The following is an 18283-nucleotide window of genomic DNA, read 5'->3' on the forward strand; positions in this document are numbered from 1 at the left end:
AAGGGGATTTTGCTTGTTTAACCAATAAAAAGTGTAGATGTTTTAAATTTTGTTTTTGTATTTTGAGCCAGTCATAATTGGTAACCAACATATAAAACGTATTAATGAGCAACATTGAACGGGCAACGAGGCCACACTATCCTATTTTAGACGGTCTCCGTGGCGTTGCTGCCATCATCGTTGTCACCTTTCACCTGAGCGAGCCACTGGCCACCGGTCACCTTGACATCCTGGTTAACCACGGTTATCTGGCTGTGGATTTTTTCTTCCTGTTATCAGGTTTCGTTATGGGCTATGCCTATGACGGCCGCTGGGATACCATGACGGCAGGAAGTTTTTTCAAACGCCGGATCATACGTCTGCAGCCCATGGTGATTTTAGGGATGACGCTCGGAGCGCTAGGCTTTTATTTTACGGATTCTACACTATGGCCACTTATTCATACTGTTCCCCTGTGGAAGATGTTGCTGGTGATGCTGATTGGTTATACCATCCTGCCTGTACCTTTATCATTGGATATCCGCGGCTGGGAGGAGATGCACCCGCTGAACAGTGTAGGCTGGTCCTTATTTTTTGAATACATCGCCAATATCCTTTATGCGGTTTGGATCAGGAAGTTCTCTACAAAAGCCTTGGGCATCCTGGTAGCTCTGGCTGCAGTCGCGCTGACACATCTGGCGATTACAAATGGGGATGTCAGTGGGGGCTGGACACTCAACGCAGAGCAGGTCCGTGTTGGGCTTACCCGCACGATGTATCCGTTTTTTGCCGGTCTGTTACTCTCACGTATCGCAAAACCTACGCAAATCAAAAATGCTTTTTTATGGTGCAGTCTTTTGATAGCTGCTGTACTCTATATGCCACGGATTGGCGATGCTGAGCATCTCTGGATGAACGGGATCTACGAATCTGTTTGTATCATCATCGTTTTTCCACTGATCGTATACCTTGGTGCCAGCGGTCTGATGCAAAGTCAGAGGGAACACCGGATCTGTAAGTTTCTGGGTAATATCTCCTATCCGCTCTACCTGGTACATTATCCGCTGGTGTACTTTTACGTTGCCTGGATCAGTAATCACAAGGGGGTTACCCTTGCAGATGTATGGCCTTATGCTTTGCTGATTTTAACAGGCTCGATTGCTTTGGCTTATGTTGCATTAAAGTGGTATGATGAGCCGGTACGTAAGTGGTTGCAGAAACGAAAACCTTCAACCAGTTGAACTTTTTCCTGCTTTAAGCCCTCTAGATTTGTGGTATGGAAATGATGTCTGAACTGATCTTATCTAACTTCGCAATGCATATCACACTTGTTCCTGATGAAAAGGAGCAAGTGCTGGCTCTGCTGCAATATCAAACAATTGCTAAACGCACTTTTCTCCTGCGGGCAGGAGAGATTGACAGGAATATCTATTTCGTAAACAAGGGATGCCTGCGTATGTTTAACACTGATCAGGAGGGCAATGAACATACCATCTGTTTCTATCCCGAAAATTGGTGGGCCTGTGATATAGTGAGTTTTTTTAAGGAAAAACCGGCCATGAATTACATTCAGGTACTGGAAGATACTGAAGTATGCTATCTCAGTTTACAGCAACTTGAAGAGTTATTTGTTAAGGTTCCAAAATTTGAACGGTTTTTCAGGATACTTACACAAAACGGATTTGAGATGTATCAGCGCCGTATCACCTCCAACTTATCTAAAACTGCTGAAGCGCGTTATCTCCAGTTTCGCAAGCAGTACCCTGGGCTGGAACAGAGAATCGCTCAAAAGCATATCGCCAGTTATGTCGGTATTACCGCAGCCTTTCTGAGCATGATGCGGAAGGACAAGAATTTGTAGGGAGCTTATTTTAATGCCTGATGAAAATTAATTTAAAAGAGATTTGTCAAATCAAATGTTTTAATGCAACTTTGATGCGATTTGAAAAAGCAGGGTAGAAATATACTTCAGAAATGTCATCAGCTGGGCGGATTGTTCCTGGTGCTGCTGTTTCTTTCTATTACTGTTGTTCAGGCAGTCCACCGTCACAACCGTGCGGTACAAACCGAACAATCTTCGAATGACGAAGATACAGTCTCTGACTCGGATCAATGTCAGATTTGCGACTACTTCACACATAAACAAAGCAAACACTTGCATCTTTCGCAAGAGCTGGTGGTATTCATTTCCTTACCGGAACCTATCAGCTACAAGAGAGAAGCATTTATAGGTAATTACAAATTTACCCTTCAGGGCTTTACCAATAAAGGCCCGCCCACAATCCTTGCCCAGGTAAAAACCCTTTATGTGCTATAACCTTTTCAAGGTTCTGTAGCCCTATCTAATTTATTTTTTTCCATTCATCTCAGAGCCAGCCTTTGCCATGGTACGCGTTTTTTCTAACGCAGCCTGCGCCATTGTTTGCTCCTATGCTTTCAACTTCATTCTGCATGAAGAAAATTTTTATTGTACTTATACCCCTGTTTTCAAGCATAATAGCCCTTGCTCAAGACCGCGATACTACCAAAAAAAGCCCTGATCGTCAGCTGAAAGAAGTAAAAGTCAGAGACAAACACATCGATATCCGCAAACAGGAAGAATCGCTAAATGTGGAAATCGTAACTCCGGCATTCATCCAGCGGAATCTGGGAGGAAGTCTGATGAAGACACTTGAAAGATTGCCGGGTATCAAAACAATAGGCATCGGTTCCGGGCAGTCTAAACCCCTGATCCGGGGGCTGGGATTTAACAGGGTTGTCGTAGTGGATAAGGGTGTAAAACATGAGGGGCAGCAATGGGGTGCAGACCATGGTTTGGAGATCGACCAGTTTGCTGTTGGCGAGGTTGAGCTGCTCAAGGGAGCTGCGTCATTTGTATATGGCTCTGATGCAATTGGCGGAGCCATAGATATAAAACCTGCAGCACTGCCTGCTCCAAATACTTTTGGGGGCTCTGTAGATCTGACAGGCAAGACCAACAACAACCTTTACGGCACTTCCCTGAACTTGTATGGAAGAAAGCAGCACTGGTTTTTTGACACCAGAGCAACCTATCAGGATTATGGGGATTACCGGGTGCCTACCGACCGGGTATATGTATATGATTATGTGGTAAACCTGCACAACAACCAGCTGCGCAATACAGCAGGAAAAGAATTAAACTTACACCTGGGTACGGGGTATGTAGACGAGCGCTTTCGTTCGATCTTTTACCTGAGTAACACATTTAGTAAAAGCGGCTTTTTTGCCAATGCCCACGGTTTAGAGCCCAGACGGGTAGATGAGGTTTTACATGACCGGTCCAGCCGCGACATCCTGCTGCCGAGCCAGGAAGTAAACCATTTTAAGATACTTAACCATACCGAATACCAATTACCGGGACAGCGTTTGGAGCTGGAGGCGGGCTTTCAGCACAATTTCAGACAGGAGTTTAGTCAGTATGTCAATCATGGCTATATGCCGCCGGTTTATCCTTCCGACTTACAAATTCCAATTGATCTGGAAAGGGAGTTTGACAAGCGCGTATACAGTTTAAACCTGCGGGATCATATCAGCCTGGGCAGACATGAGCTGAAAGTTGGCGCCAACCTGGAGCATCAGGACAATAAAATATATGGATGGAGCTTTCTGGTGCCAGCCTTCAAGCAGACTACCGCTGGTGCATTTGCATACGACAAATATAAACTGAGCGAGACGGTATTGCTGCATGCTGCGCTGAGGTATGATTATGGCCGGATCAACATGTTTGCCTATCAGGACTGGTTCAATTCTACTGTGACGACTGATGGAGTAAGCACTGTGGAAAAGCTGACCAGGGCAGAAAACCTTCTCAGAACGTTTAACAGCGTAGTATGGTCGGCCGGACTTAATTACAACCCGGAGGGAAGTTTCAGCCTGAGGGCAAACCTGGGCAAAAGTTTCAGGATGCCTATTGCCAAAGAACTGGGTGCCAACGGCGTGAACTATCATTATTTCAGCTATGAGCGTGGGAATACACAGTTGTCCCCTGAACAGTCATACCAGGCAGACCTGAGTGTGGCCTGGACCACAGATCGCTGGTCGGTACAGCTGAGTCCATTTTTCAACTATTTTCCCAACTACATCTATCTGAATCCTACTTCAGCACATGACTACTTTTATGGGGCAGGAAACCAGGTCTTTCAGTATGCGCAAAGCAAGGTAAACCGCTATGGTGGCGAGCTACAGCTGAAATACAAAATCTTTGAACAACTGAGTACAGAAGTATTGGGAGAATATTTACACGCCAGGCAGCTGTCTGGTGATAAGGAAGGATATACTCTACCCTTCTCCCCACCTGCCTCGGCGTTGTTTAACCTTACCTGGTCGCCAAAGATCAAAGGCAGTTTACAGAATAGCTATTTGTCTGTCGACTACCGCATTACGGCTGCCCAGAACAACATTGTACCTCCTGAGAAAAAAACGCCGGGATATAATGTCGTTAACCTGCAGGCCGGATCAAAGTTGATGGCCGGTAAACAGCCGTTGATCATCAGTCTTCAGGCCCAAAATCTGCTGAACACCCGCTACCTCAACCACACGAGCTTTTACCGGCTGATCGAACTTCCTGAAGCCGGAAGAAACATCATTCTATCACTTAAAGTGCCTTTCCAGTTTAAAACTAATCAATGATAACATATATGAAAAGAACAACTACCATCGCAGCCTTTCTGCTGATCATCAGCAGCTTTACTGCCTGCAAGAAAGACAATGAAGAAAGTCCTGACCTGGCGCAGCCAACAATTGAGAACCTGGAAATTGGCCTGAATAACAACGAAATAGGTGTGATCGGTAAAGATTTCCATTTCAATGCAGACATACTTGTTTCAGGTAAGATAGAAAATGTACAGGTAAAGATCCAGCCCCGCAGCGGCGAAACTTATACAAAACCATGGAGCCATGAAATCACATGGGATACCTATAAGGATGCAAAAAATGCTACCGTACACAAACACTTTTACATTCCCACAGATGCCGCCGAAGGAAAGTTTGATTTCATAATCATCGTCAATGACCAGAATGGCAGCAAGCTGGAGCTTAAAAAGAACCTTACTATTTATGCAGAAGCCAACGCACCGCAAATACCAATTAGTCACTAAACACCATCATATGAGAAATCCATTTATCTATCTGTCAATGATTGCCCTGCTTCTTGTGGGAGCATGTAAAAAGGACAGCACACAAGAAATTGACACGGAATATCCTGTCATTGACATCAGCAGCACCGGAGCCTTTCCTAAACAGTGCAGCACGGTGAAACGCGGGGAGAAATTTACGTTCCGTGCACAGCTGAGCGACAATACAACGCTGGGATCAGTGAGCGTAGATATCCATCACAACTTTGACCATCATACCCATAGTACCGAAGTAGAAAGCTGCACGATGGATGTCGTAAAAACACCTGTAAAGCCCTTTCTCCTGATCCAGAGTTATCCGATCCCGGTAGGACTGGCAAATTTTGAGGTACAGCAGGAGATTACCATACCCGCTGATGTTGACGCCGGTGATTATCACTTTATGATCAGACTGACTGATAAAGAGGGATGGCAAACAATCAAAGGTTTGAGCATCAAAGTAATCTAAAATTTAAACATAGAAAATCCCATAATTTATGAACACAAAAAACAACCTAAAAAAACTAGTACTGCTGTTAACTTTTGCAGCAGCTTTTACAGCATGTAAAAAGGACAATGACGTCACTCCACCTGAGGTAGAAGATGCCGCAAAGGAATTTAAATTTGTACGTGTGCTGGTCAGCGATGAGCTTACTACACAGATCAATCTGCTTGACCCTTCAACAGGTGCTATTGCAGCGTTTAATGGAAAGTTCCCATTAGCGAATCTTTATGGAACCGCCTCCGGCCGTTATGCTGCAGTGCTTTATGGTACGCAAAACCTGGCAGAGGTGTTCGATAGCGGACTGCTTTCGCATGATGACCATGTGGATGTAGACCGTGCACCGCAATGGAGTAATATTACCGCAACGGGTTTAAAGCCAACACACTTCAAAAGCAAAGGCACGGAATCACTGATCTTTAATGACGGTGATGGTACTTTAAGTTTGGGTAACGATGCAGATTTCAACAGGGCAGGCGCTACATTCAGCATCATCAACGCAGGTCTGTTACCACATCACGGAGCAATGGCACAATTTAACAATGGCAACTATGCCGTAACAGTTTCGCCTGCCAGTGGGGTTTCTCCCAACCGGGTTAAAGTCATCACTAAAACCGGTAGCACAGCCTTTGCTTCTACGCTGGAGGTTGGTAATATCCATGGTAATGCCAGTGATGGCAACGTGGCTGTATTTGGTGCTTTCACTTCTGCCGCTGCAACCGCAGGTGGGGCCCTGGTGGTGAGCGCTACGGGAGAACAACGCATGATTCCTAATCCTGAGGGATTTGGTGCATTTCGTTTAGGCAGCATCTATTATGCAGCAGCAGCGAAGAAATTCATCGGTTATGTAGCTACAAAAGGAGCTTACCTGATTGATATTACCGGCAACAAAATCACACCAATCTATGCTGGTGCAGATGCTTTCCAGGTAAAGGTGGATTATGCCGGCAAAAACTTACTGGTATTAACATCAGATGGAAAACTACGTATTTACGATCTGGCAACAGCAGCATTGAAAAAAGAAGGCAACGTAATCTCCGCAGTGAATGCAGCTGACACTTATAAACCAGTGTTGGAAGCTACCGCAAAATATGCATACATCGCAGTGCCTTCATCAGGAGAAGTGCATCAGGTGAGTCTTGAAGATTTCAGTAAAGTGACGAAACACAAAGTTTCATCGAGACCGGTAAGGTTAGCTTTGCTTGGATTTGAAAGCAGTGAAGAGCATGATCATTAATGATCATTTGTTTAGTTAAGTTCGGAACCGGCATCAATGATGCCGGTTTTTGATCATATTTTCTTAACCGCAGCTTTGCTGTTCTGATACTTTAACCCCTCCACGTTTTTAACAATAATGGCAGCAGCGCTGCTCTCCGCCGGAATATCGATCTTGTCCAGAGAAAGTTTTTTGACATCATCAAATACCAGTGCGGGTCTGAAATCTTCTCCCCTGAGGCGCAACTTAATATTGCTGATCGTCATATTTTTAGCATGCCTGGTGTATAATCCCCATGAAGGCAGTTCTGAAAACATAGTAAATTCCGGGTAGCCAGCCTCATTTTCAGTCACCTTGTCCAGGGCATCAAGGCTTACAAAAGCGCGTTCTTTGCTGGCTCCGCCTCCATAGACAATCTCAATATTCTCCAGTTTCACGTTTTCTACCTCATGTCCCGGTAAGCCCGTAACTGATGCCGGCAGGAGATTATGAGGACTAACTTTCGGCAGGGGTCCTTCCATTGGGTAACCGATATCAGGCTTGCCGGCAGGAACTTCAACCTTCACATTCCTGATGCTGACGTTTTTTAAAGTACTAAACCTGCTGTCCTTATTGCGGTGCCCCAGGCGGATGAATATGGCATTTCCTGTATTTTTCGCATTTACGCCATCAATGTCAACATCTTCAAGAAAAGCCCCGTCTACAGTTTCCAGGGCGATGGCAGAACGGTAGGTGTCAAAAACAGTAAGATTTTTTACGGTGACCTTCCTGAATCCTCCAACAGAGCCGGTACCCAGCTTAAACCCGCTGGCACTGGATCTCAGCGTACAGTTTTCTACAAGTATATCTTCACAGCTGCCGGCGCTGATCTCCGATTTCAAACAAATCGCATCATCAGCGGCATTGAAAGAGCTATTGCTGATCCTTACTTTTTTGGAATCTACGATATCAATACCATCATTATTCCAGTAACAAATACTGTTGACAGTCATGCTGTCAATCACTACACCCTCACATTCTTTGTAATTCTGTACCCATGAAGAGGCGTTTTTGAGGGTGATACCAGTGACGCTGACATCTTTACAGCCCTTAAAATAAATGAGATTGGTGCGGTTGTCCTCTCCGGGGCGTTTTGCCAGCCATTCATGATCCCGGATCTCGCCGGCGCGTAAAAGCAGCAGCGTGTTTTGCACCAGCTCCCTGCCTTGTCCGTCGATTGTTCCCTTCCCGCTGATGCGTATATGATGTTGCCCAACAGCAGAAATGATTGCCATTTTACCAGCGGTGTAATCATTACGTTTGGCACTTCCCCACAAAATTGCATTTTTTTCCAAATGCAGCTCCACATTACTTTTAAGAACCAGGGGCCCGCTGAGGTAATTGCCTTCCGGTACCGTTACGATTCCACCGCCACTTGCAGATGCCTGGTCTATCGCCTCCTGAATAATTGACGCGTTGTTAAAATCAAGTCCTGTTCTGGCGCCGAAGTCTTTTATATTCAAACGTTTTTGAGCAATTGCAGGTATACTGAAAGTAATATATAACAGTATTAAAAGTTTTGTCTTCATATCGATTTCAATATGGTGATTTATCTATTAATTCTCAATTTTCATTTAAAAACAATACCGTTGGCGTACATGTTAACTAAAGATAGATTCAGAAACCGTGAAAAAACTCCTTCTCTCCTTCCTTGTCCTCTTTGCATCGCTATCGTCCTATGCCCAAATCGGGTTTGAACAATTATTACAAGCCGGTCCTTCTGATGCAGCCAGACTGGTCAGTGCCTATGGAGATCCTCTTTTTAAAGGATTTGGACTCGGAATGAACAGCGGCTGGACCAACACCGCCAAGACAATGGGGTTTTTACGTTTCGACATCAGGGTGACCGGAACTGCTGTAGTTGTTCCTCAATCGGCACGCTCATTTGATGTCACAAAAATCGGGCTCTCCAATCACCTGCAACCTGCAGATCCTGCGAATGTGATGTCGCCTACGTTTAGTGGGAACACAGGAAACAACGGCCCTCTCATGAACCTCTTTGATGACTTCGGAAACAAAATCACATCATTTGATTTGCCTCCGGGTGTGTTACGGGGATTTGTACCCTCACCGCAGCTTCAGGTAACATTGGGGCTGGTCCTGAATACCGATGTTACGGTGCGCTGGGCCCCTAAGATTACCTTGAATAATGATTTTGGATCTGTATCTACCTACGGTTTCGGAATCAAACATAACATCATGGACGACATTGCCGGCGGCGAAGGAGACCGTAAACCTTTCGATCTGGCCTTCGCGCTGAGCTACAACAGGGTGCAATACGAAAAGGGGCTCAACTTACAGCCTCTGGAGGGTTCAGTGCCTAAAGATCCTGAACAGGTGAAGGATTTTAGCAACCAGGCAGTATATGGCAACTTTGATAATTATCTGGTACAGATGATACTTTCCAAACAGCTGTCTTTTTTCACGCCATATGTAGCTGTGGGATACAACACTTCAAAAACGGAGTTTGGTATCAAAGGGAATTTCCCTATTCCAACGGGAGTTTCGGGCGACCAGCTGTCTTACACTACCTATACCGACCCTGTTAACATAGACCTGACGCATGTAAAGGGCTTCCGCGCAGACATGGGTTTTCAGCTTAAATTCCCGGTACTGACTATTTTTGCTTCATACGGTTTGGCAGAACGATATTCACTGGTAAATGCAGGTATAGGCATTGGTATCTAAGTAGATTTATTTTATTTTTGGTTATCAACCCGACCACAAAATAAACTAATGAAAAGACTATTAACAATACTTAGCTTTTGTCTGGCACTTACCCTGCAGATGAATGCACAAACCTACACTCCTTCTGCCAGCAACCTGTCTGCAAGAAACACTTTTCAGGACCTCAAATTCGGCCTCTTTATTCACTGGGGCATTTACAGTGAACTGGGCCGGGGCGAATGGGTGATGAACAATGACCATATCGCTTACAAAAACTATAAAAGGCTGGCAGATTTTTTTAACCCGCAGTCTTTCAGTGCGCGCGACTGGGTAAAGTTTGCGAAGAGTGCTGGTATGAAATACATTACTGTTACATCGAGGCACCATGATGGCTTCAGCATGTTCGGCACCAAAGAATCGCCCTATAACATTGTGGATGCAACACCTTACAAAAAAGATCCGCTGATGGGGCTGGCGAAAGAATGTGCCAAAGAGGGTATACAGCTTCATTTCTATTACTCGCTGCTCGACTGGGGCCGTCCGGATTATGCCTTTGGCAGCAGGATTGTTGATGGCAAACCCATTGATGGCGACTGGGATAGTTATATCTCCTTTATGAAAAAGCAGCTTACGGAGCTGATCACCAGATATCCCGGCGTAAAGGGCATCTGGTTTGACGGTCATTGGGAACGCAAAACGGCCAACTGGCATTATGATGAGATCTACGGCTTAATCCACAAGCTGAACCCGGCGATCCTTGTAGGTAACAACCACCACCTTGAACCTAAACCAGGAGAAGATTTTCAAATGTTTGAAAAGGATCTTCCGGGAAATAACCTGACCGGATTTAGCGGTGAGGCCAAAATTGGAGAGCTGCCCCTGGAAACCTGTGAAACGATCAACAAAAGCTGGGGCTTTGATCTTTCCGATAACAGCTACAAATCTTCGAAACAACTGATCCACTACCTCGTAGGTGCGGCAGGAAGAAACGCGAATTTCCTGCTCAACATCGGCCCGATGCCGGATGGAAAAATACAGTCTGAGTTTACCGATACCATGGCAATCGTAGGTAAATGGATAAAGCAGAATGGCGAGAGTATCTATGGTACACGCGGAAATGTGATTGCTCCGCAGCCCTGGGGAGTGATGACACATAAAAACAAGACTTCGTATGTTCATATTTTAGTCTGGCCACAGGAGAACTACATTTTTATTCCTAAACTAAAAGGAAAAATCAGCAAGGCAGTATTGCTGGGTACAAAAACGGCAGTTAAGTATAAACAGCAGGACGAAGGTGTTTTTGTATACCTGGATGGGGTTAAATCACTTCCTTATGATACCATTATACAACTCTTATAGGAAATGACACGAAGTGTTATCTGACGGGAATTAAAATACCCCTTTATTGGGGATATTTTTTCAGTGAGAGAAATCTCTCTTTTGTAATGAACATCAATGCACCAAGATGAAATAAATCATCCCGGGCACATTTATGCATCTTATAAAAACAGATAAAATCATGAAATTCTCAAAAAAAAACCTCTCTCTACTTCAGCTGTCAGCGGTTGCCTTGCTGGTAGGTACAGTAATTATCGGCAGCTCATTCAGGAATGACACTGATCTTCTATCACTGAAGCAAGCCAAAGTAAAAGTCATCAATGGTATTTTTAATAATCCGGCATACGTGATCAAAGTGAACGGCAAAGTGCTGAGCAGCACCCCGCTGGCTTACAGGAAATCAACAGCATACACAGCCATCCCCTCAGGAAGCCAAACGCTGACTGTAACGGAACAGGGAAGTAAAAATGTGATCCTGAGCAGTAAGCTAAATGTTACAGCAGGCAACAGCGCATCCTTTTATCTGGTGCCTGAAACTTCAACATCTAAAGCTACTGGTCTGCTGATTCCGGATGACCTGGCTACCATTGCCCCTAAGAAAGCCAAGATACGTTTTGTAAACCTGAGCCCGGATGCCGGCAGCCTGGACCTGCTGATCAATGGTAAAGCAGTAGCCTCAACCGTAGGTACTGAATTTAAGGAATTCTCTGAATTCGTGGAAATTGAACCTGTTGCAGGGGCTACTTTCGCTCTCAGGGAAACCGGCACAAAAAATATTGTGGCAACCAATAAAAATGTGAGTGTTGCCGAAGGCCAGTTTACCACGCTGTGGGGAGTAGGTACCAAAGGAAAGGTTGCCGCTCAGTCGGCAGCTTCACAACTGGCACTGGGCGTAATCGTAAACAAGCCTGCACAGTAATCAGAACCAAATATAATCCCGATAAGCAGGTCATCTATGATTATAGATGGCCTGTTTCTTTTAGTGCAATAATGGTCTGGCGTAAACTCTGGTTGAGGCCGCTTTTCAGGATGTATCCCGAAGCTCCCGCCTGCAGCAGTTTAGAAATCCGTTCCTCATCTTCAAAGACTGTCTGGATCAGAATATATATGTGGGGCAGCGCTTTTTTTAAGTTCCTGAGCATGGCCGTATCATCGATCCCGGCCATTTCGATATCCATCAGTATCACATCTGGCCGGCACTGTGACACCTTTTCAAGTAAATTGCCGGCCATGCCGAAAGTGCCCACTATTTCAAAGATAGGGTCTGTACTTAGAAGCAGAACAATGCTGTTCCGAATGTTTTTGTTATCATCAAAAATTGCTATACGAGTCCTCATGTCGTTGGTTTAATTATATGATAAATACGTTAATTCTATTTTATTCTAAGCAGCAGACGAATGGTTGTTCCTAAACCAGGGGCACTCTGTACAGAAAGTTTTGCCTTTAACTCTTCCGCACGTAACCTGATATTATTCATCCCGTTCCCTCCCATTGAACCTGTTACATCGCCACTATAATCGGCATCCGATACGAAACCAATACCATCATCCCGGATCTCCACCTCAATCATATCATTGTTGACCTTCAGCTCCACCTCAATATTTTTACAATCGGCATGTTTGATCGCATTGTTTACCGACTCTTTTAAAATCAGATAGAGATTTTTGCGGATTGCAGTAGTAGCGATATTCTCCTGGATCTTCGCATTATGCTTAAAGCTGAAGTTGATGTTTTTCACCTTACATAGAGGCCGGGCAAAGTTTTCAACCCTTGAAATAATGCTGTTCAGATGGTCGTTCTTGGGGTTGATTGCCCAGACAATATCTGCCATATCATTGATCATCTCATTTGCCGTAAGGCTGATCGTTTCCAGGATGTTCTGCAACTGATTTGCTTTCTCCTGTCCCTGGTAAATTCGTGCCACCTCACTGTACACAGAAATACTGCTCAGGGTAGAGCCAATCTGATCATGGAGGTCCTGCGCAATACCATTCCTGATCGCCTGCTGCTCCAGCAGATTATTTACCCGATACTGGTAGAGGAAGTAAGCGATGGTGGAGATCAGGAAAAGAATCAGTACCGGGAACCACCATGTTAACCAGAACGGAGGATTAATTACAATTTTAACCGATTTATAATTCAGCCGGTCGTTATCTTTCCAGTTGCTGGCCTTTACCTTAAATGTGTATGTGCCGCCCGACAAATTGGAGTAATTGGCAAAATTGCGCTTACCAGCCCTGATCCATGATTTATCTGCCCCCTCCAGCATATAGGAATAGGTGACATTATCGCCGGTGTATTCCGGAGCCGAAAATTCTATAGAAAAAAAGTTCTGTGAGTAATTCAGAACAATAGTTTTGAGATTGAGCCAGTGGCTGTACGAACGGTTAAAGATTTTGAAATCTGTAAAAAACACCTCCGGATCATGAACTATCCGCGCAACCTTCACGGGATTAAAGGTGATGAAGTAATTGATCCCTGCAGCATAGAGGTTGTCTTGCCTGTCTTTGTAAATATATCCCCTCAAGCCCTCAGAGCTTTGCAGACAGGGCAGCTCATAGCTGGAATAGATTTTTGAACCTACCTCATATTTATGAATATGCCCGTTGCAGACCATCCATAAATTATTGCTGCGATCGGATTGTATGCCCTCAATGAGATTCGCAGATTCACCGATATGCGTAATTTTACCTTCTTTAGTGTTGAAGAAGTTTAATCCACCACCATAGGTGCTGATCCAGAAATTGCCCTTGCCATTGTCGAGGATATCAGATACATGATCACTACTGAGTGAATACTTGTTTTTAACCTCGTTGGAATAATATTTTATGGGTAGTGAGGCCCTGCCCCCTGCCCAGTTCCCCAGTCCGGCCTTATAGGTAGCCAGCCAGGTATGACCGCCCTGATCTGCATACAATTTACCAATCAGGTTATCCCTGATATCGAATCTGCTGAGGATATTTTTGGTGGTGTCAGATCTTGAAATCCATCGCTGCTCCCTGAGATCATAGTAGGCGAGAAAATGCCCGAAGGGTGACACCAGAAGCACAGGATGACGGTCGATGGTATCCCTCACGATAGAAACAATTCTGGAACTGAACAACTTGCTCATGACAGGATCAGCATCTGTATTTGGCAGCGGCGTTACGGTATTGGATTCCTGATGATATTTAAACAGCGTATAGTCTGTACCGATATAAAAGGTTTTGTCCTGATCAATAAAAAACTTTGTTACTGCTAATTTCTGGTTTTTGTAAACCAGCATCCTGTATTGAAAGGTGGTACTGCCTGCCTCACGGGTAAAAATACCTTCATTGGTGCCGATCCATAATTTCTGATGTTCATCCTTATAAAAATCGTAGATTATCATGTTTTTATCATTGGCATTTGGCAACCAGTGCTGTTCAAAGGAGGCAAAAAGAGGATTGTACTTGTTCAATCCATTATCGGTTCCTACCCATACAACGCCATTACGGTCAATATACACCACGTTGGTATGGTCATTGGTAATCGTTCCCTCCACAAAGGGACGGTGTCGCAGTTGATGAACCTGCTTTGTACTGCGGTTATACACAGATATACCGGTATTCCTGCCGGCCATCCATACCTGCCCCTGATCATCTTCAGCAAAGGATACCATCTCATCCGCAGGAATACCTGCAGGAGCATCTTCAGGATGGCCGCCCAGTGCCAACTGATTGCGGGGACTGTAACGGTATACCTTATTATCCCAGGAGCCCAGCCAGAAGGCATTGGTTTTATCCTTAAATATAGCTGTTACGGTATTGTGAGGCAGTTTAGCATATAAGTCGGCATAACGCTCATCTTCCTTGCAGGCCAGCGTACGGGTATTGATCTGCAGCAAACCTCTTCCTTCTCTGCCCACCCAGAGGGTATCATGATCGAGTGCAAATGAGCGGATAGCCCATGAGCCTTCATCATTAATTGGCGGATCAAACTTTTCTGTTCTTTTATTAAACCGTACTGTAAACTTATGACTGGTAGCCAGCCATAGATTGCCCTGTCTGTCTTCGATAATCTTGTTGATCCCATTCTCGGGAATACTCCCGGGATTATTGACATCGTGTTTATACTGTTTAAACTGCTTGAGAGGAGCCTGCCTGTAATCGTATCTGGTGATGCCCCCATCTTTGGTAGCAATCCACAGTACCCCGTTTTTGTCTTCACAAAGATCTGTGATGATGTTTCCTGAAAGACCCGAAGATACATTTGGGGTACTTCTGAAAACACTGAAATACCTTCCGTCATAGCGGTTTAACCCATCCTCGGTACCGATCCACATAAATCCGCGTTTATCCTGAAGAATGCAGTTGATCTTTTTATGTGACAAGCCTTGCTCAGTACCTATTTTCGTGAAATATGGACCAAAATTTTGTGCTAACACAGTATTAGACAAAAGGATGCCAATAAAAAAAAGTCTCAGATACATGGTAAATATAGCCCTGGAGGATCATTAAAAATATTGGGAAAATTAGAAATTATTTAAGGGGGGATCTATCCCCTTTAAAGGGGATATTCATAATTTCATAGTCATAAAACCCTGTATGGGGCCAAATATCTCTGCCGGAAATATAAAAGCAATGCAATTGCATTTACATTTGCAGCATGAAATCATTTACAAAACATGACAGATTGGATCACCTGGGGATGGCAGCTTCTATTGCATGTGCGATACACTGTGCAGCTTTGCCCTTAGCGATCACAGCCTTGCCTCTGCTAGGACTTGAATTTCTGGCAAACAGCTGGGTAGAAATTGTGATGATTTGTCTTTCCCTGGTAGTAGGCGTTGTATCACTTCGCCTCTCCTATCCGAAACACCAAAAGGCTTTACCTGTTTTGGTATTGGTGCTGGGATTTCTGCTGATTGGAGTGGGGCATTTCGTATTTGAAGAGCTGGAGGCGGTAATGATACCGCTCGGAGGATTTACAATTGCAGCTGCCCACCTGTTAAACTGGAGGTACAGCCGCAGTTGCAAACATCAGTAATTTATTTTGTCTGGTAATTTCCAGAGATTTTCACTAGTCTGTCCGGGTAGTTAGTGATGATACCATCCACTCCCAATGCCACTAAAGCTTCCATATCCTTCACTTCATCAACAGTCCATGGCAGGATCTGCATTTTCTTCGCATGTACCTTCTCTACCATCGCTTTGTCAACAGAGGTGTAATATGGACTGTAAATGTCTGGTGTAAAACCCAATTTTTGCAAGTCTGCATCTACCCCACCTTTTCCGTAAGCCAGAATTGCCTGTTTAACCTTTTTCAGACCAGCTGAGTCCAGCCCCTGTTTCTTCAACTCTGAACTGAGATCCATCTTTCCGAAAGCCAGCAGTGAAAGCCTGATTTTAGGTTCAGTTTTATGCAGGATCTGCAGTGTTCTGATATCGAAAGACTGAATGGTTAAACGTTTGCCCAGATTTTTTGTACGTAATACGTCCATCATCGTGTTCACAAAAACATCCGGTTTTGGATTGTAAATACCATCTCCTGCAGGAGATATTTTTGTTTCAATGTTATAATAAACAGGCTTCAGCTTATTCTTTTTCACATATGTTTCTACACTGTCAATCAGATCGCCCAATAGTGGCCTGTAAGTTTTCATTTTTACCTGCTGCGGGAAATGCGGGTGTGGTTTGCTGCCTGCATCAAAGCGGCTGATACTGTCGTACGTCATTTTGTACAGTGCCATTCCCATCTGCTCTTCCTTACTGACATCAGAACCATCCGGTTTACGCATGAAGTCTGAGGCCATGTAAGCATCGTGAGAAACCACAACTTTGCCATCGCTGGAAATTACCACATCTAGTTCCAGTGTTTTTACACCCAGCTTTACACCATTCAGCATAGCAGCGATGGTATTCTCCGGCATCAGCCCCATACCGCCGCGGTGTCCCTGGACATCTATTTTTTGTTGTCCGAAAGCAGTTCCTGCAAACAGGACCGCCGCACTCATAGTAAGTATTGATCTTTTCATCGTTCTTAGTTTTGGCCGCTAAACTAATGAACATCCTGTTTGACACAGGTTAAGGAAATATTAAATCATCAATATATGATTAGGCATAAAAATTGAATCAGCTGAGATGTTACCAGATTTTAGCCGATGTTCAGAAATTATAAGATTGATAAACTACAGACCAATGACTATCCCAGAATTTTGCAAGTGTGGGAAACCTCCGTTCGCGCCAGCCATGATTTTTTAAAAGAAGCCGATATCCAGGTTTATAAGTCGGTAATCAGTGATACGTACCTTGATGAGCTCCGCTTATTTGGTATACACGACGATCATCAGCTTCTTGGATTTATCGGGGTTACTGATGTTTCCATAGGCCTGTTATTTGTGCTGCCTGAGACGCATGGAATGGGCATCGGCCTTGCACTGATCAATTACGTTTATCAGCACTTGCACATTACAGAGGTAGATGTTAATGAACAGAACACTAAAGCCTGCGATTTCTACAGGCACCTCGGCTTTGAAGTCACAGAGCGTTCTGCCAAAGATGCTATCGGAAAGCCTTTTCCTATACTGTCCATGAAACTTGGAGGTCCGTTTTAATCCAGCTTCAGTTTAAAGATCAGCGGCCAGTTCTTTCCGGTCACATATAAAAGCTGATGGGTCTTGTCCCATGCAATCCCGTTAAGCACACTATCTTCAGATTTTGGTGTGTAAGCCGGAGCGTATTCAGAAAGTAAACCGAAGCAGTCAATGGTTGCCACCACCTTGCCGGTCGCAACATCTACCTTTAATATCTTTGTAGTCTGCCATTTATTGACATAGATAAACCCATCAACATATTCAAGCTCATTCAGGTTATCTACGGTGCCCAGATCATCGGTCACCTGAATTTGCCCGACTACAGCGAATGACTGGGGGTCAAGCTTATAAATAATGGAACTGCCTACACTAACATAGAGATTTTTACCATCATTGGTCATTCCCCAACCTTCATAAGGCCACTTGAAAGTACCCACGCTTTTGCTCAGGTCGTTTAGATTATAGACATAAGCGATATGGTTTTGATAACTAAGCTGAAACAGCTGGTTGCCCAAAATCGAAATTCCCTCACCATATACTGTTTTATCCTTCATGGGATATTTCTTCTGTACTTTTCCTGTAGCGGTATCAGCAATAGAGATAAATGAATTTTCTAAGGTGCCGGTACCTTCATATAGTTTGCTGCCCTTGAGTTCAAAACCTTCAGTATAGGCAGCTGTATCGTGGGGCAAAGTACCCGTTACCTTGTAAGTCAGCACTTTCGGAGCGGGGTTACTGTCTGCAGTGGCAGCAGTGCTTTGTGTTTCTGATTTTTTATTCTGGCAGGAAAGAAGGGCAAAAAAAGCTACCCCAAGCAAAAGGCTATATTTTTTATACATGATATGCTGATCTCAACG

The 18283-nt window shown here is 44.4% G+C and carries 17 protein-coding genes; 12 read left to right on the forward strand and 5 right to left on the reverse strand.

Translation table 11 applies throughout. The features are described 5' to 3' along the window. The first annotated feature begins 104 nt into the window (after window positions 1-104). The 7 genes from OQY15_RS17900 to OQY15_RS17930 all read left to right on the forward strand — a co-directional run bounded on the left by OQY15_RS17900 (window position 105) and on the right by OQY15_RS17930 (window position 6850). Window positions 105-1220, forward strand: a complete 1116-nt coding sequence (locus tag OQY15_RS17900) for an acyltransferase (protein ID WP_265793280.1) — start codon at window positions 105-107, stop codon at window positions 1218-1220. A 35-nt stretch (window positions 1221-1255) separates the two neighbouring features. Beyond that, entirely contained in the window at window positions 1256-1840 is a 585-nt protein-coding gene (locus OQY15_RS17905; protein WP_265793281.1) for a Crp/Fnr family transcriptional regulator, read from the forward strand. 81 nt (window positions 1841-1921) lie between these two features. After that, the gene (locus OQY15_RS17910; RefSeq protein WP_265793282.1) at window positions 1922-2296 is read left to right on the forward strand and encodes a hypothetical protein; all 375 of its coding nucleotides are present in this window, start codon (window positions 1922-1924) and stop codon (window positions 2294-2296) included. A gap of 134 nt (window positions 2297-2430) precedes the next feature. Then, complete coding sequence (locus OQY15_RS17915; RefSeq protein ID WP_265793283.1) at window positions 2431-4629, forward strand: TonB-dependent receptor; 2199 nt, start codon at window positions 2431-2433, stop codon at window positions 4627-4629. Between the two features lie 8 nt (window positions 4630-4637). Then, window positions 4638-5096: a DUF4625 domain-containing protein gene (locus OQY15_RS17920; protein ID WP_265793284.1), complete on the forward strand. Its 459-nt coding sequence runs from the start codon at window positions 4638-4640 to the stop codon at window positions 5094-5096. A 10-nt stretch (window positions 5097-5106) separates the two neighbouring features. Next, window positions 5107-5580 (forward strand): DUF4625 domain-containing protein, encoded by a 474-nt coding sequence (locus OQY15_RS17925; protein WP_265793285.1) that lies wholly within the window; start codon window positions 5107-5109, stop codon window positions 5578-5580. Between the two features lie 28 nt (window positions 5581-5608). Continuing rightward, the gene (locus OQY15_RS17930) at window positions 5609-6850 is read left to right on the forward strand and encodes a hypothetical protein (RefSeq protein WP_265793286.1); all 1242 of its coding nucleotides are present in this window, start codon (window positions 5609-5611) and stop codon (window positions 6848-6850) included. Between the two features lie 53 nt (window positions 6851-6903). Here the strand turns inward: OQY15_RS17930 and OQY15_RS17935 are convergent, their stop codons facing one another. Continuing rightward, window positions 6904-8397 carry a glycosyl hydrolase family 28 protein gene (locus OQY15_RS17935; RefSeq protein WP_265793287.1) on the reverse strand — a complete coding sequence of 498 codons (1494 nt, stop codon included), beginning with the start codon at window positions 8395-8397 and terminating at the stop codon, window positions 6904-6906. Window positions 8398-8494: 97 nt separating this feature from the next. Between OQY15_RS17935 and OQY15_RS17940 the strand changes: the two genes are divergently transcribed. The 3 genes from OQY15_RS17940 (at window position 8495) to OQY15_RS17950 (ending at window position 11792) form a co-directional block, all read left to right on the forward strand. After that, on the forward strand, window positions 8495-9556 hold the full coding sequence (locus OQY15_RS17940; RefSeq protein ID WP_265793288.1) for a DUF6588 family protein: 1062 nt from the start codon (window positions 8495-8497) through the stop codon (window positions 9554-9556). A 48-nt stretch (window positions 9557-9604) separates the two neighbouring features. Continuing rightward, window positions 9605-10894 (forward strand): alpha-L-fucosidase, encoded by a 1290-nt coding sequence (locus OQY15_RS17945; RefSeq protein ID WP_265793289.1) that lies wholly within the window; start codon window positions 9605-9607, stop codon window positions 10892-10894. Window positions 10895-11054: 160 nt separating this feature from the next. Beyond that, window positions 11055-11792, forward strand: coding sequence for a DUF4397 domain-containing protein (locus tag OQY15_RS17950; protein WP_265793290.1), 738 nt, complete (start codon window positions 11055-11057; stop codon window positions 11790-11792). Between the two features lie 40 nt (window positions 11793-11832). On the opposite strand, the gene OQY15_RS17955 is transcribed toward OQY15_RS17950, so the two are convergent. Together OQY15_RS17955 and OQY15_RS17960 are read right to left on the reverse strand one after the other, a co-directional pair. Further along, window positions 11833-12210, reverse strand: a complete 378-nt coding sequence (locus tag OQY15_RS17955; RefSeq protein WP_265793291.1) for a response regulator transcription factor — start codon at window positions 12208-12210, stop codon at window positions 11833-11835. 35 nt (window positions 12211-12245) lie between these two features. Beyond that, a complete protein-coding gene (locus OQY15_RS17960; RefSeq protein WP_265793292.1) occupies window positions 12246-15278 on the reverse strand; it encodes a two-component regulator propeller domain-containing protein in 3033 nt (1010 codons plus the stop codon). A gap of 221 nt (window positions 15279-15499) precedes the next feature. Between OQY15_RS17960 and OQY15_RS17965 the strand changes: the two genes are divergently transcribed. Next, window positions 15500-15880, forward strand: coding sequence for a MerC domain-containing protein (locus OQY15_RS17965; protein WP_265793293.1), 381 nt, complete (start codon window positions 15500-15502; stop codon window positions 15878-15880). Between the two features lies 1 nt (window position 15881). Here OQY15_RS17965 and OQY15_RS17970 read toward each other — a convergent pair whose 3' ends face one another. Continuing rightward, window positions 15882-16868 (reverse strand): glycerophosphodiester phosphodiesterase family protein, encoded by a 987-nt coding sequence (locus OQY15_RS17970; protein ID WP_265793294.1) that lies wholly within the window; start codon window positions 16866-16868, stop codon window positions 15882-15884. Window positions 16869-16994: 126 nt separating this feature from the next. Here OQY15_RS17970 and OQY15_RS17975 point away from each other — a divergent pair, with 126 nt between their 5' ends. Beyond that, complete coding sequence (locus tag OQY15_RS17975) at window positions 16995-17447, forward strand: GNAT family N-acetyltransferase (RefSeq protein WP_265793295.1); 453 nt, start codon at window positions 16995-16997, stop codon at window positions 17445-17447. On the opposite strand, the gene OQY15_RS17980 is transcribed toward OQY15_RS17975, so the two are convergent. Next, window positions 17444-18265, reverse strand: a complete 822-nt coding sequence (locus tag OQY15_RS17980; RefSeq protein ID WP_265793296.1) for a glutaminyl-peptide cyclotransferase — start codon at window positions 18263-18265, stop codon at window positions 17444-17446. The two genes, OQY15_RS17975 and OQY15_RS17980, sit on opposite strands and share 4 nt — an antisense overlap. Window positions 18266-18283 lie beyond the last annotated feature (18 nt).

This window comes from Pedobacter sp. MC2016-15 (assembly GCF_026239695.1).
Classification (GTDB): Bacteria; Bacteroidota; Bacteroidia; order Sphingobacteriales; family Sphingobacteriaceae; genus Pedobacter.